Source organism: Bacillus altaicus (assembly GCF_042136375.2).
GTDB classification, from domain to species: Bacteria; Bacillota; Bacilli; order Bacillales; family Bacillaceae_G; genus Bacillus_A; species Bacillus_A cereus_U.
This window is the reverse complement of record NZ_CM143394.1, coordinates 2,279,315-2,301,463: the sequence shown is the minus strand read 5'-3', so window position 1 is coordinate 2,301,463 and position 22,149 is coordinate 2,279,315. Positions and strand designations below refer to the sequence as shown.

Here is a 22,149-nt window from a genome sequence, read left to right as displayed (position 1 = left end):
AATCATGTCAAAAAATGATACTGTTTAGGAGACCAACATGAAAAAAGTTGAACGGATTAATACGATCATGCGGTACATCAACAACCGCTCCCACTTTACAATTTCTGAAATCATACGAGAATTTAACATCTCACGATCGACAGCTATTAGAGACATTAGAGAAATTGAAGAAATGGGGATGCCGCTCGTCGCTGAAGTTGGAAGGGATGGGGGCTATTTTGTCATGCATAACTCTATCCTGCCCGTTGTTCGCTTTACTGATAATGAGGTCAAAGCTCTTTTTATTGCCTTTATGGCCACAAGAAATCAACAACTTCCCTATTTAAAGAGTCGTCAGTCTTTAGCCGAAAAACTACTAGGACTCATCTCAGAAATCCAGCAAGATGACCTTGTTCTTTTAAATCAAATCTTGCTTTTTGAAGGGACTAACCCCCATAATCCCGACCTACTTGAGCTTTCTGACCTCCCCCATCCTATGTTAGAAAAACTCATCCAAATTCTTCTTTTGGATAGTCATTTATTGATTACCGTAAAAGAAGAGGAGGAAATCAAGTCTTATCCAATTTATCTACTACACCTTTATCAAGAAAAAAGCCATTGGATAATTGAAGGCTTTGACATAAAAGAAGAAAAAAAGAAGATGTTTCTTGTCGATCATCTCATTAATGCCGAACCCTATACGACGAAAAATAGATTAAGCAAGAAAAAGATTTTAGAAAAACTAAGTAAGAAGGACGAAGCAATCAACCTGGTACTTGAACTTGGTCCAAAAGCGATTGCCCAGTTCAAAAAATACCATCCTTTAAAAATTTCTATTTCCTATACAAATCCTTACCAATCCACAGCCATTCTAAAGACTTTTATCAATGTTAACGATCTCGATGAATTAACAGAGATAACAAATTGGCTACTTTTCCTAGGTAAAGATATCAAAATTAGGGAAGTTCCTGAAGAAGTGTTAGAAGGTTTAAAAGAGAGATTATGTTTATACTGCCCATAAGCAGTGGCCAGTTAAACCCAAAATAATATTGAGTTTGACTAGATGCCAGTTACCTCTATTTAAATACCTAGTAAAAACATTTTATTCGTTACCCCTACTTTAAAAGCTCTTCTAAGAATAACGCCAACACAAAAAAAGACATGAACTAATCTTTGTTCATGTCTTTTTATATTAGAGTTTAATCCTCATTAAATTGCTTGTTTAAAATTCGAATGCGGATTTATCTTATCCATATTCTCTTTCGTTCTTTTTTCATATTCACTATTTTAGCACTTGAACTAACAATAGCGAATTATAATAATGACTTAATACTTGCTAGGACAGTAAGTATACCTACAATAATGACAAACACATTGCTCATTTTCCCTCTGTATTTAGCCAGTACTGGTACTTTACGAATCGCATACATTGGTAATAGACATAAGATCGCAGCAACTAACGGACCGCTAAGGGCATCAATGATTCCAAGAATACTTGGATTTGCATAAGCAACATACCAACATGTTAATACGACAAAAGCAAGGATCATTGTCTTAACTGTTTTTTCTTCGATAGCTTTTCCGCGTGTTTTACCAAACTTCATAATCATGTCACGCATTACCTCATATGCTCCTATATAATGGCCAAGGAAAGACTTTGTTATAGCCACAAAAGCAATGATAGGAGCTACAATAGTGATTACAGGTGAATTAAGCTCATTAGCAAGATATGATAGGATTGATAAGTTTTGTTCTTTAGCCATCATAAGATCTTTTGGAGTTAAACTCAGTGCACTGCTCCAAACAAAGAACATAACAACGACGAATGTCATAATATAACAAACTTTTTGTATTTGAGCACATTTGGCATCAGTAGCTTCTATTCCATAGGTAGCTCTCTGTTTTATAACAAATGACGAAATCAGAGGAGAATGATTAAATGAGAATACTATGATTGGTAGTATCATCAATATCACTCCAAAATACCCTGTTCCTGTTGAAGCAGTAGAAACACTTGAAAAACTAAGCATTGACGTATTCCATTGTGGAATTAAAGATATTGAGATAAAAAGTAAAGAAGCTATGAAAGGATATACTAGCATGCTCATTACCTTTACAATGATATCTTGACCAAAGTTTAGTATAGCGATAAGACCGAGCACTAATACAAGAGATAAAATGGCCCTTGGAGGCTCCGGCATGTGCAATTGATGCACGATAAAACTACTTGCAGTATTTGTAAGTGCAACCGAATACATCAGTACAATCGTATAAATTGAGACGAAATATACTATGTTAAAAATTATACTTGCCTTATTGCCGAAATACTCTCTTATTGTGCCTGTAATCCCCTCATCAGCAGAATTAGAAGCGTATATCATTTTAGCAAGCGCCCTATGTGAGTAATACATAACAGGAAATGCAAGTATCGTAATTAACAGTAATGATAATAAACCACCTGAACCTGCATTAATAGGTAAAAAGAGTACTCCTGCTCCAATTGCTGTTCCAAAAAGGCTCAATGCCCAGGTAGTATCTTGTTTATGCCACTTTTTAGGATCTAGATATTTCTCATTTTTCACTGCAGTATTTTCAGCTTGAAATTCTATTTTTTTTGCAGTATTCCCATTCATATAATAAATCCCCCTTGTATCCTATTCTTACGTCTCTTTTTAGGCTTAAGAATGTAGACCATTCTTAAAAATGAATCGCTTACTTGATGCACCATATTGTAAACGATTCCACCTAAAGCTGTCTCTCTTAATGTGCGAGGCATTTATCCTCCAACCCTATACTTCGTCAGCATTGATGATATTGTTTACACCAGCTAATCCGATGTCCGCTGCTACTAAACTATTTTGAAGAAATTCCCCTTCTGGTCACACACCTTTCTGCAATTAATCGTTTTAGTCTGTCCAACTTTAAAATGTTTGATATTTTCTTCGTAGGTAATCGGTTACCTCTCGACGCCCTCATTATAACGTTTATATTTGCGAGTCTAATTTTTTTTTATTTTTAGAAAGACAGAATAAACAGAATTATGAATAGATAATAAATTACAATTGGTATGTAGCGATTGTGTCTATTTTTTGAAGCTGTATTAGTTAGCAAAAAGGAGAAAATAATACAGATATCCTTTTTATTAACACGTTGACTATATTGGGAACTCATTATAAAGATAGTTATATTCCCCTTTGCTGAAATATCTTATTTTAGACGTGAAAACTGTTACAATAAATAATCATTGTAGATATAAAGGAATAAATTAAGAAAACATAAAATCATCTAAATGAATAATTATAAACAATATAGAATCAACATTCATTTTTCAGAAAAAAGGAACTTCTCTCACTTAGTGCCATCACACCTTCTATTATGTTTGACACGTTACGCCTGTTAAAAGAATAACACCACAAGTTTCCATTTACTATATGTAATATTTATTAAGTGTAGTTTTTTCTAAAAATGCATAATTGCATATTTAGAAAAAGAGAGTATATTTTCGTACTGTGTAATAAAGATATAGCCCACCTACGGAAATAGGTGGGCTTTTCATGTATAAAAATTGCATTTATTATATGGCAATTATAATTGAGTTCAAAATATTATCTCTTCCCCTTTAACTCTCTCAGTCTGCTTTTTCTCAACGTCTGAACCCACTTACGTACCAACCGCATAACCAGTAAGAATACTAACAATTATAGAAATAACTAAGATCAATATGATTTAAATCCACTTTCCCATATATATATTATTCCAGAAGATTTAGTTGCCATAGTACACCGAACTGGTGGTGTTACCCTAACTGACTTTTAAATGCTTTACCGGCGAAGAAGTAAGCGATAACCATGATGCCAACGCACCAAGCAAGTGCGATCCAAATATCGTTGCCAACAGTCCCTTCATATAAGAGGGCACGAATCGCATTCACGATTGAAGTCACAGGCTGGTTCTCAGCGAAAGCACGAACAATTTTTGGCATCGTTTCGGTAGGAACAAAGGCCGAACTAATAAAGGGCAGAAAAATTAGTGGGTATGAGTAGGCTGTCGCCCCTTCCATAGACTTCGCTGTCAACCCAGGAATGATAGCCAGCCATGTCAGCGCCAGCGTAAACATCCCAAGTATTCCAGCTACCGCGAGCCAATCCAGAATATTAGCACTGGAACGGAAGCCCATTAAGAGCGCAACAAGGATAACCACCACGATAGTAAGCACATTAGCAACAAGTGAGGTTAATACGTGAGCCCATAATACCGATGAACGCTTAATAGGCATAGTAATGAAACGTGCCATCAGCCCACTCTTCACATCCGTAAACAACCGCACGGATGTGTACGCGACACCAGATGCGATAGCCATCAGCAAAATTCCCGGCAATAAATAATTGACGTAGTTATCCGTTCCTGTCTTTATGGCACCGCCAAATACGTAGACAAACAACAGCATCATCATAATCGGTGTAATCGCTACCGTAATAATTGTATCCGGACTGCGCATAATGTTGCGCATTAAACGCCCTAACAATACCCCTGTTTTGCTCTTCATTTACATCTCCTCCTTTTTGCCGATGATCGCAAGGAAAATTTCTTCCAATGTCGGCTGCTTCTCGATATACTCCACTTTTGCTGGTGGGAACATCTCTTTAAGTTCAGTAAGAGTACCAGTCTTAATAATTTTTCCGCCATGCAAGATAGCGATACGGTCCGCCAGTTGTTCCGCTTCCTCCAAGTACTGGGTTGTCAGCAAGATCGTTGTGCCGCCGCCGGCAAGTTCCTTGACGGTATCCCACACTTCAATCCTCGCTTCGGGATCAAGCCCTGTCGTCGGTTCGTCGAGAAAAATGACTGCTGGCGTTCCGATCAAACTCATCGCGATGTCCAGCCGGCGCTTCATCCCACCTGAATACTGATCTGCCCTCTGGTTGGCTGCATCGGTCAGGCTAAATCTTGCAAGCAAATTGTCAGCGACTTGAGCGGGACTAGAAACTCCACGCAACTTGGCGATCATTATTAAGTTTTCTCTCCCCGTGAGCATACCGTCTAATGCTGCGAACTGCCCTGTCAGACTGATGCTTTGACGAACATGATCCGATTGACGCTGGACGTCAAAACCGCAAACACCTACTTCGCCGCCATCTTGCTTCATCAGCGTCGAAAGGATATTGACTATCGTCGTCTTACCCGCTCCATTTGAGCCCAGCAGTGCGAAAATTTCGCCACGCTGCACTTCAAAATCCACCCCTTTTAACACTTCCTTATCTTTAAAGGATTTTTTTAACCCTTTTACAGAAATCGCTGTATTGCTCATGATTTTTTCCTCCTTAAAAAATGTTTTGTAAAGCTAGACTGCCTACACCCCTCTATTTAGTATTACTGATAATCTGTATTACTTAGTACTGATTTAAAAATATAACTGAATAGCGATGGTGGCAATTCACATTTGTAACCAGCTAATCAGTCGGTATTACCTATTGCATTTATTTTTTTCTCAATTGCTTCATGATACTTTCATTCAAATCTTCACGATACTTGGAGACATAAGTTTTAGCGTTCGCCACTAGTTCGTCAGCAAAAGACGCCACGTCCTCCCCAGTGATTTCCAGCACTTGTCTGCCTTCCGCCGCACCGGCTTCAAACAAATCGATTAATTCATACTGTATGTGTAGCATATCCATCCCGTTGCCCGCTGAAAAATTCCACATGTAGTTTTGAATTTTCTTAAATACAAACTGGTAGTCCTCTGGCAGAGCCCCAACCCGTGCCATCATCATTTTGTACTCTTTTTTATCACCAATTAATTTTTTGAACATTTCCAACATATTATTTTTCCTCCTTTTTTATAAAGCAGAACAAGAAACTCCCAAAATATCGGCCGAATGTTTTATCTTATGAGGCTAGTTTGACTTCAAGACGTTAATTTTTGATGATACAAAATCCCATTTTCTCCAAAACAATTCAAGCTCCTGACGGCCATCCTCATTTAGTGAATAAAACTTTCGAGGTGGCCCCATATCTGACGGTTTCTTTTCAATATTCACAAGTTTTTTCTTCTCTAATCGCACAAGGATGGTATAGACCGTTCCTTCCACGACTTCAGTAAACCCAAGATCATTCAGGTGGCGGGTAATCTCATAGCCATACGTTTCACGGCGGCTGATTATCTCTAGCACACAACCTTCCAGCGAACCCTTCAGCATTTCAGTTAAATTTTCCATATTCTGATCCTCCTCTCCCCCCTATTCTGTCTGACTTATATTCAGTATCACAGAGTACTAAGGCTAATTTTTACTGAATAGCTTTTGAGAAGCCTCACTATTCAGTACTACTTATTACTTCTACATTGTATGACTAAGTAGATGTAATGTCAACTCGATTTTTAAATTTTTTCTTAAATCCGCTTTTGCCTATTGGCTACTGAATATATTTTTAAAAACTACGCTATTCAGTATTACTCATTACCACTACATTGTATGACTGTGTAGATGGAATGTCAACTCGATTTTTAAATTTTTTCTTAAATCCGCTATTATCTATTGGATACTGCCTATTTTCTTCTTAAGAAATCTCACCACATACCTATCCAGCTAAGAAAAGGAAATACCCCAAAACAAAAATTCCGCATTTTCGTTTTGGGCGTTATAATATTCCGAAGTTAATGAATGTGGCTAGCTCTCCTTATTAAGAAGACAGATTATTTTTTTGTTCTTCTACTAATGCACCTGTGCATCTAATACATGAGCTTGCGAATACATACAAATTCTGTATAAAGCCAACTCTACATATAGGACATCCTTTTTGTTACGATAACATCATTTTCATATCTTCTGCGGCAGTTGTAATCAGTTTTAAAGCAAATGTTTCTTGTAATACATCAAGCACGCCAGGTGAAATAAATTCAGGTGCCTTTGGACCAATACGAATATCTTGAATACCAAGACTAAATAGCCCAAGTAAAATGGCAACCGCTTTTTGTTCAAACCATGATAGGACAATACTCACTGGCAATTCATTTACTTCACATTGAAAAGCATCTGCTAAAGCGGCCGCTATTTTCACTGTAGAAATTGAGTTATTACATTGCCCTAAGTCAATGTAACGCGGAATCTCCGTACCAGGCACAACACCATAACTTACATCATTAAAGCGGAATTTCCCACAAGAAGTTGTTAAAATAACCGTTTCTGGCGGAAGTGACGTTGCTAATTCACGATAGTATTCCCCGCCTTTTCCTGGTGCATCACAACCTGCGATAACAAAGAAACGCTTTATTTTCCCTTCCTTTACTGCCTCAATAATTTCTGGAGCTAATGATAATACCGTATTATGGTGAAACCCTGTTACTAACTGTTCATCCGACTCCATATGTACTTCTGGAAGTTCTAGCGCTTTTTGAATCAATGGTGCAAAATCATCATTTTCAATTTTCCGTACACCTTCTAGACCTGCAATATCATACGAAAAGAAGCGATCAGAGTATGATCCTTTAATTGGCATAACACAGTTCGTTGTAGCTAATATAGCACCAGTAAATTTTTCGAAAAGGCGTCGTTGATCGTACCATGCCTTACCAATGTTTCCTTTTAAATGTTTATATTTTTTCAACTTTGGATATCCGTGTGCTGGTAACATTTCAGAATGCGTATAAATATTAATTTCTTTTCCTTCTGTTTGCTTTAATAATTCCTCTAATGCAAATAAATTATGACCAGTAACTACAATTGCCTTACCTTCTACATGATTTTGTGTAATTTGGACAGGCTCGGGAACACCAAAATGATTCGTATGTGCCTCATCTAATAACTCCATCACTCGTAAAGCTGATTTCCCGACTTTCATAGCCATATCAATATGTTCTTGTTCATTAAAATTAGAATTTGTTAATGTCATATATAACGCTTCTTGAGTTGTAGCATCTACAAATGCATCTGTATACCCTAGCTGAGCAGCATGAGTACGATAAGCAGCAATTCCTTTTAATCCAAACACAATCGTATCTTGTAAACTTGCAATGGTTTCATTCTTACCGCAAACACCCATCACTTTACATCCACCTGTTGGCGTTTGTTCACATTGATAACAAAACATATCATCCCACCCTCTCCCAATCATTCCTTACAAACTAAGCATAATACCCATTGAGAAAAAGGGATGTGATGTGAATCACAATAATATATGAAAATTTGTGACAGTTCATATTGTTGACATAATATTTTTATTGACACCAAAAAAACATTACATAATCATGTTGTTAATGTTTTCAAATAGCTAGACTATTGCTGAATTAAATATTTTACTTACTAGTTCATAGTACGAAATGAAGATTTCGTACTATATTTTAAATCTCTTAAGCAAACATAAATAGGCATACAAAAACGCTATTCTTTCTATCATTCAACAGAAAGAATAGCGTTTTTTCATTTTGAAAAACTATCAATTTTTTGATTAAAGATTATATGAGAAATCACTTTTTTAACAATACATTTACATTATCTTAACATTGTTTACATTATTTATATGATATATTTATATAGAAACTACTTAAGAAATTTCATGTAAATTGTTATCTTTATAATCTCTTAACTGTTTGATAAGAGATTATGTTATATTTTCATACCAGGGGTGAATTAGGATGACTGAAACTTTAAAGACACTTATAATGCTTGATGTTACTTACGTTGTTATAGCAATTATGACGGTACTGGTATTTGTATACTTGGAATTAAAATCTCAGTAACATATGCAGGCGTAATTGATAGCTCCGCATTTAAATATAGCTAGAAGAAAGCGAGGAGGAAATTGTTTCTCCTCGCTTTTATATTCCCTCAGTTTCTTATTTCAACAAATCAAGTGTATGTAAAAGCAATCCTTTGCCACCTACATCACCATGACCAGGTACTACTGAATTTATATTTCCATATCGGTTCAACACATTTCCAATCGATATGGGCCATTCATTTACATACGCATCAGCAACGTTTCCTAAATCTTTTGCTTCCGCAGATTTCACTAAACAGCCTCCAGCTAAAATTTTGTATTGCGGTAACCATACGACAATATTATCTTCTGTATGTCCTTTCCCTGGATAGAACGTTTCTACTTTTATATTTCCAAATTTCATATTCGTAAGTTTTTGTAAGTCTCCAAGCGGCTCCTCATATCCATTTTTCTTTGCTAGTTCCGCAGTTAATGCTGTACTATGCGCTTTAATGCCTCTTTCTTTCAACGTTTTAATTCCGCCAATTCGATCAGCGTGCGCATGTGTAATAATGACATCAGTTACGCACTTCTGAAATTTCTTTTCTACCATCTCTATTAGTTCCTTCGTTAACTTATCATCCCAAGAAGAATCGATAAGTACTAACCCTTTAGAAGTATTTAGAACTAGACCGTTCGAAGGAACTGCTTCCCCGTTAAAATAACCTAACTCCGTATGAACCCATACATTTTTATTTAACTGAGAAATTGAAATGGTTCCTGTCTCATTCTTAATTACTTTTTGCTCTACCTTTTGTTCTGCTTGTACAGAAGAAATTGTACTAACAAATTGAATTGCTCCTAGTAAACTTACACATAACCCTAATTTTAATAGCGTATTCTTTTTCATTTTTATCAATCCTTTCTTTCAAACTAAATAGTTATTACCTATAATAGACAATTCATCTCAAAAGTTTGTTCCATCTTTTTTTACATATTTTTCATGCAATTAATAAAAAAGCATACAAAATTCTGTACGCCTTAAAACTTAAAATTACAATTGCATTTTGTTAAATTATTACATTCATATTATAATTTATTTATAGTTTATTAATGGAGGTGTTTTCAATGACTCTCTTCGCTTCTCCATCATTATTTATACTAGCCATCATTTCATTTGCACTGGCTTATTTTATTGGGGTAAGACAGTACACTTGGCTCTTATCAGGATTCAATGAACGACGTGTGTCTGATAAAATAAAGTTATCAAAAATTGTTGGCCTTTATAATTTAAGTGCTGGTGTTATCGCCACAATTGGTAGTGTCTTCACTACTCCTAATGTCAAAATCGTTATTCCTATCATTGTAATTGGACACGTCATAATAGCCGCATATGTAAATACACGTATGGTTCAGTAAAAAAGATCATCCAAATGGATGATCTTTTTCATAATTTATCGACATATTGCTTTGCTTCTAACAATGAAAATCCAAAAGCCTCTCTTACTCTCTTAACTGCTGTAATCGTTTTTCCATCTTCCACAAGCTGACGCAATTCTTTATTAATCTCAGGTTCTCTATCTACAATTCCCATTTCATTCGTAATTGATTGTAATCTATCTTCAATCCGCTTTAAACGCGCATCCGTTTTCTTTTCGATTTTATTTATTTTTTCAGCAATATAAATAAACCCGAAGACCGCTATCGGTATGATCATCCAAAATTCCATGACTATTCCTCCTCATTAGCTTTCATTTGTTTTATTTCACAAACTTATGTAAATTTTACCACCAAACACATTTAATGTATAATAGTAATATACAACACTGTTGATAAAACCTTTTATTTTAGGGGGACACTTTATGAAAAGATTTTTTAAGACGTTACTACAATTTGTAGTTCTTTCATTTGCACTACATTTATTATTTGATATCGTTGGCTGGCTTGCTTTCAATGCGCCAATTAAAAACAAACAAAGTATTATTTCCTTACTAACAGCCTCATGGCTTATGTACATGTACCGAGATAAATTTTTTAAAGCATTCACTTCGAATTAACTTAAAATACGAAACACTTCATCGGCAAAAGATGAAGTGTTTTCTTTTACTCTCCTTCTATCTATTTACTAATGTATAATAAAATTAATATTCTGTTTTTAAAGAAAGGAGGCACTATGAACTTAAAAAGTGAAAATATATACGAGAAAATGAACCAATATTCCGTTGCAGGGTTAAGCCTTGCCGTTATACGTGATGGCAAACTAGACGAAGTGACTGCCTTCGGAACACTTGAATTTGGAACAACTAAAACTGTCACTACGAATTCCATATTCAATTCTTGTTCAATTAGTAAATTCATCACTACAATGCTCGTACTAACGTTATCAGATCAAGAAATCGTACATTTAGATGAAGACGTAAATGATAAACTCACATCTTGGAACATACCTACCAATCTATTTACCTCACATAAAAAAGTCACATTGCGAAATTTATTAAGTCACCAATCTGGAATCATTGATCCTCCTAATAGTTTTGAACATTATAAGCTAGCGCAAGGAATGCCTAAAATCCCTGAACTCCTTGCTGGTAAAACATCATATTGCCCAGTACCTATAGAAGTGAATTATGAACCAGAAAGTGAATTTCACTACTCTGACGCAAACTTTTGTATAATCGAACAACTACTAGAAGATATTACAGGGAAATCATTTAGTCGGTTACTAGAAGAACTTATCTTCCAGCCACTACAAATGAAAAATAGTATACTCTTCTCTCCCGAAGACATAGATAAAACCGGCACTTTTGCTTGCGGGCATAATAAAGATGGAACTTTAACAAATGAGAAGTATCCATTTTATCCATTCGCAGCTGCTTCAGGCATTTGGACAACACCAACTGACTTATCTACTTTAATTATTGAAATCATTCATTCCTTACAGGGAAATGGCACACTAGAACTTTCTCAAAAAACAGTACAAGATATGATTTCTCCTCAAGGATGCTCAAAATGGACTGGGTTAGGTGTTTTTCTAGAGTATTCTAATGAAGAATTACAAATTTACTCACTTGGATGGGGTGTTGGATTTCAATGTATGATGGTATGTAATCCATACCGAGGTAATGGCGCTGTTATTATGACGAACTCGGATTTAGGTGTTCATCAAAAGGAAGGGATTATTGGTGAGATTTTAAAAATGTTATCCTTATAATTAACGCAGTAAAACAAAGAAAGAAGCTGATTCTCCCAGCTTCTTTCTTTATATAACATTTTTCACCACAATTTTAATATGTTCCGGTGCGATAATTTCCGTTATACTTTCTTGGAAATCTTCATGCAGCAGTTCTTCAATATGCTCTAACTGCACTTCGACATGTGTGCATTCTAAATTATGTATGTTTAATAGTGCATAATGATCTTTCTTCTTAATTACTAAATATTGATTTTCTTCTGTTATGAGTACAGAACCTAATCGTATTCCTAGTAGACGTTGATCATCAAACTTCACAATCTGTTCCCCTTCCCAACTGTGAATGTAATTACTATACAAAAAACCTAATTTAAGGAAATGAATCTTATATAGACTATATCATACTTTACTAAAATATAAAGTGAAACTTTAATCAGAGGGGCTTTTACGGGCAGCCCGACTCCCACCTAACTTCCTCCCATGTGCCGAATTTTGAGATGGGGGGTCTTACTGCCCGTTAATGCGGGATAAATATCATATTTTCTTTCAATGAAAGTCCCCATTTTTTTATATATTTCGATACAAAAAACTTTCTCAACAAAAAAATGAGAATTTTCAGTTTTTTATTTCGTGAAAATCTATTATAATAAAGCTAATAAACGTTTGAAATGTTTGACCTCTCCTAATTCATGTACATATGGATGATCAGTAGCTGTTGCTGTTGCTACTGATCTATTTTTTGCTACACAATATATCTCCAAAATATAAAAGAGTAGTTCTTTATTTTATTCGCCACGTCCTTAACTCAACTTTCCAATCTAATAAAGGATTTTTTAGTACTTCTAATCCTAAACCCGTTCCTCATAAAATATTATTCTATTTAAAAATGGATCAATCACAGTTAATTCAATTGTATCCCAAGGTGTTCTCTCTATATCAGGTTTTGAATAAGCATATTCTTTACTTGATAAAATAGCATAATAACTTTTTAAATCCTCTATTTTCACACGAATTGCACCGCCTGGTGAAGCATCCCCATGATGTTCAGATAAATGTATCACAGCACCCTTTAACGAAATTTGCATATATAATGGCATATTTTCCTCATACCTATGCTCCCAATCCAGTTTAAATCCTAAAAAATTAAAGTAAAACAACTGAGCCTTTTCAATATCAAAAATTCTAAATATAGGTGTAATCATTTATAATACCCTCCTATTTATAAACATCCGCCGCCAATTCCCGCAAAACATCTACATTCATCACTTCAAAGCAACCATTATTTTTCTTTATAATCTCTTTATCACAAAAAACATTTAATGTGCGTAATAGATGCCGATAACTCGTCCCTAACAATTCAGCTATTTCCGTTAAATTCCCACTAAACACAATTCTATTTCCGTGCTGAACCGCCCGTTCCCCTGCTGCTAACATGTAACTCGCAAGTCGATTTTCAAGCGGATACAGTAAATTAATTGTACTATTTTTTGAAAGTCGATTTAATTTATGGGCTAAAGAACCGCAAATGCATCTTAAAAATTTCGCATCATGAAATAATTGGTTTCTCACTTTCCCTAAAGGTAGGCCAACACAATATGAGTCTGCCATAACTTGTACGTTTGAAGTGATTCTTTGAGAGTGAATTAACTCTACATCTCCTAGCAACTGCAAACTGTCATAAAAACATAATAATACAGATTTCCCGTTACTTAATGTGTTAAACGCTTTCGCTTTTCCTTCAACAAAGAAATATAAATAATCTATCTCTTCGTTTTCTCTGCAAATGAACTCATTCTTTTTAAAAAATATAAGTTCCATATATGGTTTCATATCACTACTAAAAAATGAATCAATATTATTTTGTTTCATATACTCTGCTAATTTATTAGAATTACATACTTTCTTCATAGTCCCCCACCTTTACAACTCATCCCAATTGTAAACAAAATTTTCTTCTTTCACTATGACATATGTCATAGTAATACACAATTTCAGCATGATACAGTCATTACAAATATGAAATATAAAAAGGGGATATTACATTGTATAACTTTCTTTCTGTCTTTATTGGTGTGCTTATTGCCATTATGCTCCCATTGAATGGGATTTTATCTGAAATAATCGGTAATTATACAGCGAGTGTTGTCATTCATCTTGTCGGTTTAATAGCAGTTATTTTCGTTTTAATCCTTAACAAAAATAAAATCCATTTTGATAAAGGTATTCCACTTTTTTTATATAGCGCTGGAGCGATTGGGGTATTCACTGTTCTTTTTAATAATATAAGCTTCTCCGCCCTTGGTGCCTCTATTACGATTGCATTAAGCTTACTTGGTCAATCCATCGCTTCCATAGTTATTGATCATTTCGGTTTATTAGGAATGAAAGTTTCAAAGTTTGATAAGAAAAAATTAATTGGATTATTATTCATCTCTTCTGGAATTATAGTCATGACAATTTATTAATGGAGGTAAGAAAATGTTATATATTTGTATCGCTATTTTAGCTGGTGTTTCTATCGTTGTTGCTAGAATTATTAACGCGAATTTAGCAAAGGAAATTGGAAATTGGGAAGGCACATTTTTCAATTATATTACTGGATTATTTTTCTCCATGTTATTTTTAATTTTCAGTTCAGATTCGTTGTATATTTCTAGTCATACGTTACAATCCATACCTATCGCTGTATACTTAGGCGGATTAGTAGGCGTTATCGTCATCTCATTATCAAACTATATTACTCCTAAAATATCAGCATTTTATTTAACGTTACTCATCTTTATCGGACAATTGTTTACGGGGACTATCATCGATTTCTTCCTGTCACACGAACTATCAACCGGAAAAATTATCGGTGGAATTCTCGTATTAATAGGGCTTACTTACAATTTACTCGTTGATCGCCCTATAAAAACCGTGAAGCATAACCACGTTCAACTATAATACTTTACGCTTACCTATCATATATTAATAGAAAAGCTCTTCACATGAAGCCATAGAGAGGAGAATATTCTATTAAGAAAATCATTTTACTGCTAGGTAGCGCATTGATTGTTTTTGGAACCGTATGGTTTTTAAACTCTGGAAAATCTATTCAAGATCTCTATACAGCAAGTAAACCAAAGAAGAAAGCTACTATTATTTCAACTCAAAGAGACCCAGATGCACCTCCTGTTTTTTTAGGAAAACAGGAAATAAAAGATATACATGTAGAGTCGCTTAAGACAAAAAAATCTATCTTCCTTACAAAAACAGATGAATTAAAAACATTCATTAACAGTATGGATACAGCAAAAAAAGGCGATTTAACGCTAGATGAAGAAGGTTCTGATTTAGTAGATTGTAACATGTGGATTACTTTCCAAGATGGAACTTATAAACAATATTTAATTTGGATAGTAGATAACAACAGTAGTGAAGTTATGATTGCCCATCAAAACACTCCTGATGACGTAGACCTTACTTATTATCAATTAAATGAAGGTAATTCGAAAAAAGTATATAACTTATTTAAAAAGGTTATTTAATAGAAAAAGTCATGAGCTACTAGGCCCATGACTTTTTCTATTTATATATATTCAGGGAACACTTTACAGCTCTTTTCCTGCTCTATATCATGTCCAAAGAAAACAATTGGGTTCTCTTTCCTAACAACTTCTTTTAAACGTTTAATTGAAGATAAAGCTAATTCCGAATCAAATCCAGCGAACGGCACTTCATCTTCAAAATTTTCTTTCGTATACGATGCATCGATCGTTAATAACACTGGGCCAGAGTTCTCTGTCTCAATGAATAGTGACTGATGCCCCGGAGTATGTCCTGGTGTATACAATAATTGAACTCCTGGTACGACTTCATAATCCCCTTCAATGATCTTGTATTTCAAATTTGGCAAGATACATTCTTTCATATATTCTTCACTATGTTGTGCCGCCTCGTATTCAGCACGCTGCACAATAATCGGTGTATTTCTAAAAGCACCATTTCCTCCTGCATGATCAAAATGTAAGTGAGAACTAATAATATAAAGAAGGTCTTCCGGCTCATAACCAACACGTTTTAAAATATTCACGATTCTATCTTCTTCAGTCATTTTCGGTAAAATCTGTCCTTCAACAAATGTACCGTTAAAAAGGCCTTCATTATTAATCGCACTTTCTGGCATACCTGTATCTACTAAAATAGGTCCTTCTTCAGTCTCCAAAAGATAACACCAAACCGGTAAGTCTAATAATTTTCCTGGTGTTAATGTACTGTTAACAGACGAATGATCCAACATACAACGACCTGCTGGGACGAAATAAAGCTTCTTTACTGTCATTATGTATCCACCTTTACAAATAATTTAGGATAAAACAATACTATATTTCGCTTATGAGAAATAAACTCCTTCTCACCTTTCATTATTTCAACTATTATCTTTTCAATTGTTCACAACTTTTCATTCCAAATCCAGTGATACTGGAAAGCCTATGCAGAAATCCAATCCTCCTTTAAGTATATAAGATAAAAGTATCACTTTTTCTTATAATAACACTACCGTTCTCTGAAAACAGAATACATTTGATATTTTCAGAGAAATGATTGAGTCGTCGAAACCAAGACGTTAAAACGAATTTTGGACATAAAATAACCGACTACCTACATGTTTTAAAAAAGGAGTCGGCTATTTTGCTTATTTATTATTGATTTGCATGCTCTTTATATGTGATGAGCGAAAATTTTCAAGAGTAATATGCTACTTTAGTTTCCATGCTTTTTCACTGAAATACTTCCGTTATGTGTGTTTAATTTAATTTGATTTTCTCCCTTCCCAATAACGGTATTTCCATTATATTTATTCAGGATATTCGCTTTTCCATTGTCGACAGAGACATTAAATTGAACATTAGTTGGTTCTTTTTCAGTTTCAATATTAATCTTGCCATTGTGAGTCGTAAAATTGAGATTTCGATCAAGTTCATTTGTTTTAAGAGAAAGACTTCCGTTTTTAGATTGCCCTTCTAGTTCACCTTCAACATGATCTAGCATTATTCGTCCATTATTCGATTTCACATGAATATTTTGCGCCGTTATATCTTTAAAGTCCATACTTCCATTATTTGTTTCCGCATTAATTTTTTGCGAATTGATCTCTCTTAATTCAACACGCCCATTGCTTGTATTGATATCAAAATGCGTTGTATTTTGTTGTTTTGCAGAAACGTAACCATTGTTATTGGAAATTTTTAATGAATCATATTGTTTTTCAGGCAGATAGACATTTAATGTTAATGGGACCAATACTTCAGAAATGTTGAAGTTGAACCAACTCTGTTGTTTTTCTTTGTAAGAAATGAGAAGCGTTGAATCTTTTTCATCCGTAGCTAATGTTCTTTTTATGTTAGGATTTACTTCCCCATCTAATGTTACTTTCATGTTACTTTCTTTTGTAGGATTGATGTTAACACGCACGTTATTCGTATCGATAATGACGCTTGACACATTATTATTGTTAATGACCTTTTCTTCTGAAATTGGTACTGTGGCAATTGAACGATAAGTGAATAGACTTCCTACAATCCCAATAATGAAAATAATACCTGCAATGATTGAAAGTTTCTTTTTATTTATCATGCTTAAAACCACCTTTTACTAGTGCTATATTGAACTTTAAATAACGAACAAATCCATTCTTTGCTAGCTTCGTTAAAGATAACATAGCGATTACAATGAAATATCCAAGTCCACAAAGTGCTAAAGAAACGAAAAGGTTAAAAAGTAAGAATGTATTTGGATGCACAATGGTATCAACAATAACAAGCAGTGGTAAACACAAAAATGAGATTCCTAGAGCCCACCCCGAAAAAATCAATGCGGCTACTGCAATTGCAGGTCCAAGCACGATTACTAAATTGAAAAATCCTAATCCAATTACTGCCCAAATTGCCCGAAAAACATTTCCTGTTGTTGCACTCGCTGTTACTTTCTCAATATGATAACCTGCTAATAACTCTTTGGCGATTTGAGCGGGAGAACCTAATGAAGCTGTAATTTCTTCTTCGGTTTTTCCTTCCTCTAACCCGAAAGTAAAATGTTCTTCATAATCTTTTAAAATATCTGCACGTTCTTTTTCAGATAATCTTTTTAGAGATACGTTTAATTGTTGTAAAAATTTATCTTTCGTCATTACGTACACCTTCTTTAATTAATTGATTGACACCCTGTGAGAACTCATTCCATTCATCCAAAAGTTGGTACAAATACGTTCTACCTTTATCTGTCAGTTTATAATACTTCCTTGAAGGCCCTTCTGAAGACTCCTGTAAATACGTTGTAAAATATTCTTCTTTGGTTAATCTACGAAGTAGAGGATAAACAGACCCTTCTGATATTTCAATTTGATTGGAAATACTTCGAACTAATTCATAACCATAACGGTCTTGCTTATCAAGTAAGACAAGAACACAAAGTTCTAAAACTCCTTTTTTAAATTGTACATTCAATGTTCATTCACCCTATTCTAATTGGCATCTACTACTATTTATTGTTTAGTACTGTTTTATACTAAGTAACTACAAGTATAATATAACACTTGGTATTGTTCATTGCAAGGTACACTAGAAAAATAAGGATAATTTTCATCCGATGCTTATAAAATCAAAACGATGGCTCCTCTCCAGTTACAAAGTTCTAAATGAGGCTGAAACAAGCCTTTAACAAAATGGAAAGGACTCAACTTTTTTACATAATGACACTTTACCTACTATAATAAAAGAGAAAAAGACTCTTACTTTAATGGAGGGAATAAAAATGAAAGCAATTGGTTTACATGAATACTTACCTATTGAAGAAGAAAACAGTTTAATTGATATTGAAGTTGAAAGACCTGTTGCCACAGGAAGAGATATACTTGTTAAAATTAACGCTATTTCCGTTAATCCAGTTGATACAAAAGTTCGCTCTCCGAAAGATAAAAAAGAAGATGTAGCGAAAATACTTGGCTGGGATGCTTGTGGTGTTGTCATACAAACTGGCGAAGGTTGTACGTTATTTAAAGAAGGCGATGAAGTGTTTTACGCTGGAAGCATTACGAGACAAGGTACATATAGTGAATACCATCTAGTTGATGAAAGGATTGTCGGTAAAAAACCAAAAACGTTGAGTGATGCTGAATCTGCAGCACTTCCTTTAACAGCCATTACAGCGTGGGAAGGTTTGTTTGAACGTTTAGGGATTGATTATAATAAGAAAGATGAAAATTCATTTAAAAACATTTTAATTATCGGCGGAGCTGGTGGTGTTGGCTCGATTGCTATTCAGTTAGCTAAATGGGCTGGACTAAACGTAATCGCAACCGCATCCCGCAACGAAACCATACACTGGGTTGAAAAATTCGGTGCCGATTATATAGTTAATCATCACCAACCTTTAAAAGATCAAATGTTAGAATTTGGGCTAAAAAATGTAGATTATATCTTCTGCTTAAACAATACTGATCAGCATTGGCACGCGATGAGTGACATCATTAAACCACAAGGGAAAATTTGCTCTATCGTAGAAAATGAACACCCTCTTGAGATGGGGATTTTAAAAAGTAAAAGTGCTACATTCGTTTGGGAGTTTATGTTCACAAAAGCGATGTATGAAACTGGTGATATGAGTACACAGCACGAACTATTAAATAAAGTAAGCGAGCTATTAGATGAAGGTATTCTTCAAACTACTTTAAATGATACGTTAACACCAATTAATGCAGAAAATCTTAAAAAGGCACATGCATTGCTTGAGAGTGGACGTACAATTGGAAAGATTGTAGTAGAAAAGTTTTAATAACAAAAGTCCGATTTCTAAATAAGAAATCGGACTTTTTTATTACCTTTATTTACTTGAAATCCCTTGATCATTTTGAACGTCTAACGGAGCTCGCTTCCCTATTCCGAAAGCATAGAAACTAATTGTTACGATAGCTAAGAAAACAATACCTACAATTAGTGAAATACGAGTATCATCGTTAAACCACATACCGATTAATACCATAATTAAAAAGGCAATCGTTAAATAGTTTGTAACAGGAGCAAATGGCATTTTGAATGGATGATCTTTCATCTCTGCTCCCTTTTCTTTTCTAAAACGAATTTGACTAATTAAAATGACAAACCATGGCACCATACCAGGAAGTACACTCGCACTATATACATATACGAATAAGTTTTTCGGTGCAATATAACTTAAAACAACACCAACCGCTAAACCGATAATTACACCAACTGTACCGAATAAAGGTACACCGTTACTAGAAATCTTCGCAAAGTATTTCGGTGCTTGCCCATTTACACCTAATGTATAAAGCATACGTCCAGCACTATAAATACCACTGTTACAACCAGACATTGCTGCTGTAATAACAACGAAGTTAATAAGTCCCGCAGCTGCCGTAATACCAACTTTCGCAAAAGTTGCTACGAACGGACTACCAATTGAACTTAATTGATCCCAAGGATAAACAGTTACAATAACGAAAATAGCACCAATATAGAAAATTAGAATACGCCAAATTGTACTTTGAATTGCTCTCGTAAGTGTCTTCTTCGGATTTTTCGCTTCACCAGCAGTAATCCCGATTAATTCCACACCTTGATATGCCCCAACTACAAGTGATAGCGCAAAGAAGAATCCTGAAAAACCACCTGTGAAGAAACCGCCGTTTGCCCAAAGATTAGATATGCCGATTGCTTCTCCTCCGTTCCCAATTCCGAAGAAAATGAGACCGAATCCGGCAATAATCATTAATAAAATCGTAACGATTTTAATCATTGCAAACCAAAATTCAAATTCACCAAATGACTTAACCGAAATTAAGTTAGCAGCACCAAGAATGACCATTGCGATAACACCTGGTATCCAAGCTGGTAAATCCGGGAACCAATATTTCATATACGCTCCAACTGCGATAATCTCTGACATCCCAACGATAACCCACTGGAACCAGTTACTCCACGCTGTCATATAACCAGCTAGCGGATGAATATACTTGTGGCCAAATGTCGCAAATGAACCTGTGCTTGGCTCCATATACAACATTTCTCCCATGGCACGCATAATGAAGAAGATGAAAATACCTGCGATTGCATATGCAAGCATTACTGACGGACCTGTCCATTTAATCGTGCTGGCTGACCCCATAAACAAACCAACACCAATTGTTCCGCCTAAAGCAATCATTTGAATATGACGTGCTTCTAAACCTCGTTTCAATTCTTTGTTTGCCACTTCACTTCCCCCTCTTAGATGATTCATTGCCGTGATTTCAAGCTATACCCTAATTCTTTTCAGGTATGAAAATGATGAAGCAAGTATTATGTTGAAACAAACTTAAAAATTGTTTTGCATCTCTTATTAAGTCGTTTAACCCTCTTCATCTTCCTCACCTTGTGCAATTGTAAAATTGCTTATTTTATAATAATTCATTTATCTGAAAAATACAATTACTTTTTCTGGTAGATCGTTATATGCTAATCGAATACAACCCATTACTATACTAATAACTTTATTCCTGTACGTTGTTTTTCTTTAATCATTTCTCAAAGGACCTACTCATTCATCATTAAAAATGCATAAAGTAATGTAAACCCGTTAAAACAAAAGAGTGACACAATGTTTTCCCCTCTTACGTAAAGGAGGAAGTATTATGGGATATGGTGGTAGTTACGGTGGAGGCTGTGGTTTTGGTGGCGGATTCGCCTTACTAGTTGTGCTCTTTATCTTATTAATCATAGTTGGAGCTAGCTGTAGCGGATTTGGCTGCTAAAAAAGACACTCTTAAGAGTGTCTTTTTTTATGAATTCATTTTAAATTGTAATAACACTCCTATTTTTTTAGGTATTACTGTCCTGGGTTTCGCTACATATCCATCAGGCTAACAAATAACCCAATACGAAATGAACTGTACCCCATAAAATGGATAGTTTAATAAAAAGGCCTTTGTATAACAAGAACGATATAAACTATTCCTTTTAGTTATTATTGATTTATTAAAATAAAAATTGAGACCCAAAAGACAAGAAAGGTTGGCATTTTGCCAGCCTTTCTTGTTTACTACTTAATTCATTTTACAAATGAAAATTTTATTTTGGGATACTTAAAAATCCTCGCTTAATGAGCATGGAGTCAGGTTGAAAAAATATAGAATACCGTATAAAATTCAGAATTTTATACGGTATTCATGCAAGACTTTTGTAACATTTATGAAAGAAATTTGAAAGGTGTTTATACTAAGATAAACTTCGGAACGTTAAATGCAGTTT

Annotated in this window: 25 protein-coding genes and 1 pseudogene; 9 read left to right on the top strand and 17 right to left on the bottom strand. The window is 34.7% G+C overall.

Going from position 1 to position 22,149, the window contains the following annotated elements:
* Nucleotides 1-37 precede the first annotated feature (37 nt).
* Nucleotides 38-1,000: a helix-turn-helix transcriptional regulator gene (locus ACE38F_RS12000; RefSeq protein ID WP_375370493.1), complete on the top strand. Its 963-nt coding sequence runs from the start codon at nt 38-40 to the stop codon at nt 998-1,000.
* A gap of 292 nt (nt 1,001-1,292) precedes the next feature.
* Here ACE38F_RS12000 and ACE38F_RS11995 read toward each other — a convergent pair whose 3' ends face one another.
* From ACE38F_RS11995 to bla2, 8 genes and pseudogenes are all read right to left on the bottom strand, one after another.
* Nucleotides 1,293-2,612, bottom strand: coding sequence for an aromatic amino acid transport family protein (locus tag ACE38F_RS11995; RefSeq protein WP_215553687.1), 1,320 nt, complete (start codon nt 2,610-2,612; stop codon nt 1,293-1,295).
* Nucleotides 2,613-2,758: 146 nt separating this feature from the next.
* Nucleotides 2,759-2,916: pseudogene (locus ACE38F_RS11990) on the bottom strand (L-serine ammonia-lyase, iron-sulfur-dependent, subunit alpha); the annotation flags it as partial.
* Between the two features lie 859 nt (nt 2,917-3,775).
* Complete coding sequence (locus ACE38F_RS11985; protein ID WP_215553688.1) at nt 3,776-4,525, bottom strand: ABC transporter permease; 750 nt, start codon at nt 4,523-4,525, stop codon at nt 3,776-3,778.
* On the bottom strand, nt 4,526-5,287 hold the full coding sequence (locus ACE38F_RS11980) for an ABC transporter ATP-binding protein (protein WP_341306223.1): 762 nt from the start codon (nt 5,285-5,287) through the stop codon (nt 4,526-4,528).
* A 169-nt stretch (nt 5,288-5,456) separates the two neighbouring features.
* On the bottom strand, nt 5,457-5,798 hold the full coding sequence (locus ACE38F_RS11975) for a DUF1048 domain-containing protein (protein ID WP_002014108.1): 342 nt from the start codon (nt 5,796-5,798) through the stop codon (nt 5,457-5,459).
* 75 nt (nt 5,799-5,873) lie between these two features.
* Nucleotides 5,874-6,194, bottom strand: coding sequence for a PadR family transcriptional regulator (locus tag ACE38F_RS11970; RefSeq protein ID WP_002087595.1), 321 nt, complete (start codon nt 6,192-6,194; stop codon nt 5,874-5,876).
* A 583-nt stretch (nt 6,195-6,777) separates the two neighbouring features.
* Nucleotides 6,778-8,064, bottom strand: a complete 1,287-nt coding sequence (hcp, locus tag ACE38F_RS11965) for a hydroxylamine reductase (protein WP_375370494.1) — start codon at nt 8,062-8,064, stop codon at nt 6,778-6,780.
* 745 nt (nt 8,065-8,809) lie between these two features.
* Nucleotides 8,810-9,583 carry a BcII family subclass B1 metallo-beta-lactamase gene (gene bla2 / locus ACE38F_RS11960; RefSeq protein WP_375370495.1) on the bottom strand — a complete coding sequence of 258 codons (774 nt, stop codon included), beginning with the start codon at nt 9,581-9,583 and terminating at the stop codon, nt 8,810-8,812.
* A 218-nt stretch (nt 9,584-9,801) separates the two neighbouring features.
* On the opposite strand from bla2, the gene ACE38F_RS11955 reads away from it, so the two are divergent.
* Nucleotides 9,802-10,092, top strand: coding sequence for a DUF3784 domain-containing protein (locus tag ACE38F_RS11955; RefSeq protein ID WP_341306220.1), 291 nt, complete (start codon nt 9,802-9,804; stop codon nt 10,090-10,092).
* Nucleotides 10,093-10,120: 28 nt separating this feature from the next.
* On the opposite strand, the gene ACE38F_RS11950 is transcribed toward ACE38F_RS11955, so the two are convergent.
* The gene (locus ACE38F_RS11950) at nt 10,121-10,402 is read right to left on the bottom strand and encodes a hypothetical protein (protein ID WP_375370496.1); all 282 of its coding nucleotides are present in this window, start codon (nt 10,400-10,402) and stop codon (nt 10,121-10,123) included.
* 133 nt (nt 10,403-10,535) lie between these two features.
* Between ACE38F_RS11950 and ACE38F_RS11945 the strand changes: the two genes are divergently transcribed.
* Nucleotides 10,536-10,730 (top strand): hypothetical protein, encoded by a 195-nt coding sequence (locus ACE38F_RS11945; RefSeq protein ID WP_215553694.1) that lies wholly within the window; start codon nt 10,536-10,538, stop codon nt 10,728-10,730.
* 116 nt (nt 10,731-10,846) lie between these two features.
* On the top strand, nt 10,847-11,884 hold the full coding sequence (locus ACE38F_RS11940) for a serine hydrolase domain-containing protein (RefSeq protein WP_375370497.1): 1,038 nt from the start codon (nt 10,847-10,849) through the stop codon (nt 11,882-11,884).
* Nucleotides 11,885-11,932: 48 nt separating this feature from the next.
* Here the strand turns inward: ACE38F_RS11940 and ACE38F_RS11935 are convergent, their stop codons facing one another.
* From ACE38F_RS11935 to yeiL, 3 genes are all read right to left on the bottom strand, one after another.
* Nucleotides 11,933-12,181 carry a hypothetical protein gene (locus ACE38F_RS11935; protein ID WP_002087603.1) on the bottom strand — a complete coding sequence of 83 codons (249 nt, stop codon included), beginning with the start codon at nt 12,179-12,181 and terminating at the stop codon, nt 11,933-11,935.
* 530 nt (nt 12,182-12,711) lie between these two features.
* Complete coding sequence (locus tag ACE38F_RS11930) at nt 12,712-13,065, bottom strand: glyoxalase superfamily protein (RefSeq protein WP_341306216.1); 354 nt, start codon at nt 13,063-13,065, stop codon at nt 12,712-12,714.
* Between the two features lie 13 nt (nt 13,066-13,078).
* Nucleotides 13,079-13,771, bottom strand: a complete 693-nt coding sequence (gene yeiL / locus ACE38F_RS11925; protein WP_113709583.1) for a transcriptional regulator YeiL — start codon at nt 13,769-13,771, stop codon at nt 13,079-13,081.
* 134 nt (nt 13,772-13,905) lie between these two features.
* Between yeiL and ACE38F_RS11920 the strand changes: the two genes are divergently transcribed.
* From ACE38F_RS11920 to ACE38F_RS11910, 3 genes are all read left to right on the top strand, one after another.
* Entirely contained in the window at nt 13,906-14,328 is a 423-nt protein-coding gene (locus tag ACE38F_RS11920) for a DMT family transporter (protein WP_002128381.1), read from the top strand.
* Nucleotides 14,329-14,341: 13 nt separating this feature from the next.
* A complete protein-coding gene (locus ACE38F_RS11915) occupies nt 14,342-14,806 on the top strand; it encodes a DMT family transporter (protein ID WP_002014128.1) in 465 nt (154 codons plus the stop codon).
* A 104-nt stretch (nt 14,807-14,910) separates the two neighbouring features.
* Nucleotides 14,911-15,390 carry a hypothetical protein gene (locus ACE38F_RS11910; protein WP_002014130.1) on the top strand — a complete coding sequence of 160 codons (480 nt, stop codon included), beginning with the start codon at nt 14,911-14,913 and terminating at the stop codon, nt 15,388-15,390.
* Nucleotides 15,391-15,431: 41 nt separating this feature from the next.
* Here ACE38F_RS11910 and aiiA read toward each other — a convergent pair whose 3' ends face one another.
* From aiiA to ACE38F_RS11890, 4 genes are all read right to left on the bottom strand, one after another.
* Complete coding sequence (gene aiiA / locus ACE38F_RS11905; RefSeq protein ID WP_375370498.1) at nt 15,432-16,184, bottom strand: quorum-quenching N-acyl homoserine lactonase AiiA; 753 nt, start codon at nt 16,182-16,184, stop codon at nt 15,432-15,434.
* A gap of 422 nt (nt 16,185-16,606) precedes the next feature.
* Nucleotides 16,607-17,479, bottom strand: a complete 873-nt coding sequence (locus ACE38F_RS11900) for a DUF4097 family beta strand repeat-containing protein (RefSeq protein WP_375370499.1) — start codon at nt 17,477-17,479, stop codon at nt 16,607-16,609.
* Entirely contained in the window at nt 17,469-18,032 is a 564-nt protein-coding gene (locus tag ACE38F_RS11895) for an HAAS signaling domain-containing protein (RefSeq protein ID WP_002066387.1), read from the bottom strand. The genes ACE38F_RS11900 and ACE38F_RS11895 overlap by 11 nt, the downstream gene beginning before the upstream one ends.
* Nucleotides 18,019-18,348, bottom strand: coding sequence for a PadR family transcriptional regulator (locus ACE38F_RS11890; RefSeq protein WP_215553702.1), 330 nt, complete (start codon nt 18,346-18,348; stop codon nt 18,019-18,021). The genes ACE38F_RS11895 and ACE38F_RS11890 overlap by 14 nt, the downstream gene beginning before the upstream one ends.
* Before the next feature lie 307 nt (nt 18,349-18,655).
* Here ACE38F_RS11890 and ACE38F_RS11885 point away from each other — a divergent pair, with 307 nt between their 5' ends.
* A complete protein-coding gene (locus ACE38F_RS11885; protein WP_375370500.1) occupies nt 18,656-19,675 on the top strand; it encodes a zinc-binding alcohol dehydrogenase family protein in 1,020 nt (339 codons plus the stop codon).
* Between the two features lie 48 nt (nt 19,676-19,723).
* Here the strand turns inward: ACE38F_RS11885 and ACE38F_RS11880 are convergent, their stop codons facing one another.
* On the bottom strand, nt 19,724-21,115 hold the full coding sequence (locus ACE38F_RS11880; RefSeq protein WP_375370501.1) for an amino acid permease: 1,392 nt from the start codon (nt 21,113-21,115) through the stop codon (nt 19,724-19,726).
* Nucleotides 21,116-21,533: 418 nt separating this feature from the next.
* On the opposite strand from ACE38F_RS11880, the gene ACE38F_RS11875 reads away from it, so the two are divergent.
* The gene (locus ACE38F_RS11875) at nt 21,534-21,653 is read left to right on the top strand and encodes a YjcZ family sporulation protein (protein ID WP_078174101.1); all 120 of its coding nucleotides are present in this window, start codon (nt 21,534-21,536) and stop codon (nt 21,651-21,653) included.
* Nucleotides 21,654-22,149 lie beyond the last annotated feature (496 nt).

Coding starts and splice junctions, on each gene's coding strand:
- ACE38F_RS12000 (WP_375370493.1), top strand. CDS start 38: ATGAAAAAAGTTGAACGGATTAATACGATCATGCGGTACATCAACAAC.
- ACE38F_RS11995 (WP_215553687.1), bottom strand. CDS start 2,612: ATGAATGGGAATACTGCAAAAAAAATAGAATTTCAAGCTGAAAATACT.
- ACE38F_RS11985 (WP_215553688.1), bottom strand. CDS start 4,525: ATGAAGAGCAAAACAGGGGTATTGTTAGGGCGTTTAATGCGCAACATT.
- ACE38F_RS11980 (WP_341306223.1), bottom strand. CDS start 5,287: ATGAGCAATACAGCGATTTCTGTAAAAGGGTTAAAAAAATCCTTTAAA.
- ACE38F_RS11975 (WP_002014108.1), bottom strand. CDS start 5,798: ATGTTGGAAATGTTCAAAAAATTAATTGGTGATAAAAAAGAGTACAAA.
- ACE38F_RS11970 (WP_002087595.1), bottom strand. CDS start 6,194: ATGGAAAATTTAACTGAAATGCTGAAGGGTTCGCTGGAAGGTTGTGTG.
- hcp (WP_375370494.1), bottom strand. CDS start 8,064: ATGTTTTGTTATCAATGTGAACAAACGCCAACAGGTGGATGTAAAGTG.
- bla2 (WP_375370495.1), bottom strand. CDS start 9,583: ATGAAAAAGAATACGCTATTAAAATTAGGGTTATGTGTAAGTTTACTA.
- ACE38F_RS11955 (WP_341306220.1), top strand. CDS start 9,802: ATGACTCTCTTCGCTTCTCCATCATTATTTATACTAGCCATCATTTCA.
- ACE38F_RS11950 (WP_375370496.1), bottom strand. CDS start 10,402: ATGGAATTTTGGATGATCATACCGATAGCGGTCTTCGGGTTTATTTAT.
- ACE38F_RS11945 (WP_215553694.1), top strand. CDS start 10,536: ATGAAAAGATTTTTTAAGACGTTACTACAATTTGTAGTTCTTTCATTT.
- ACE38F_RS11940 (WP_375370497.1), top strand. CDS start 10,847: ATGAACTTAAAAAGTGAAAATATATACGAGAAAATGAACCAATATTCC.
- ACE38F_RS11930 (WP_341306216.1), bottom strand. CDS start 13,065: ATGATTACACCTATATTTAGAATTTTTGATATTGAAAAGGCTCAGTTG.
- yeiL (WP_113709583.1), bottom strand. CDS start 13,771: ATGAAGAAAGTATGTAATTCTAATAAATTAGCAGAGTATATGAAACAA.
- ACE38F_RS11915 (WP_002014128.1), top strand. CDS start 14,342: ATGTTATATATTTGTATCGCTATTTTAGCTGGTGTTTCTATCGTTGTT.
- aiiA (WP_375370498.1), bottom strand. CDS start 16,184: ATGACAGTAAAGAAGCTTTATTTCGTCCCAGCAGGTCGTTGTATGTTG.
- ACE38F_RS11900 (WP_375370499.1), bottom strand. CDS start 17,479: ATGATAAATAAAAAGAAACTTTCAATCATTGCAGGTATTATTTTCATT.
- ACE38F_RS11895 (WP_002066387.1), bottom strand. CDS start 18,032: ATGACGAAAGATAAATTTTTACAACAATTAAACGTATCTCTAAAAAGA.
- ACE38F_RS11885 (WP_375370500.1), top strand. CDS start 18,656: ATGAAAGCAATTGGTTTACATGAATACTTACCTATTGAAGAAGAAAAC.
- ACE38F_RS11875 (WP_078174101.1), top strand. CDS start 21,534: ATGGGATATGGTGGTAGTTACGGTGGAGGCTGTGGTTTTGGTGGCGGA.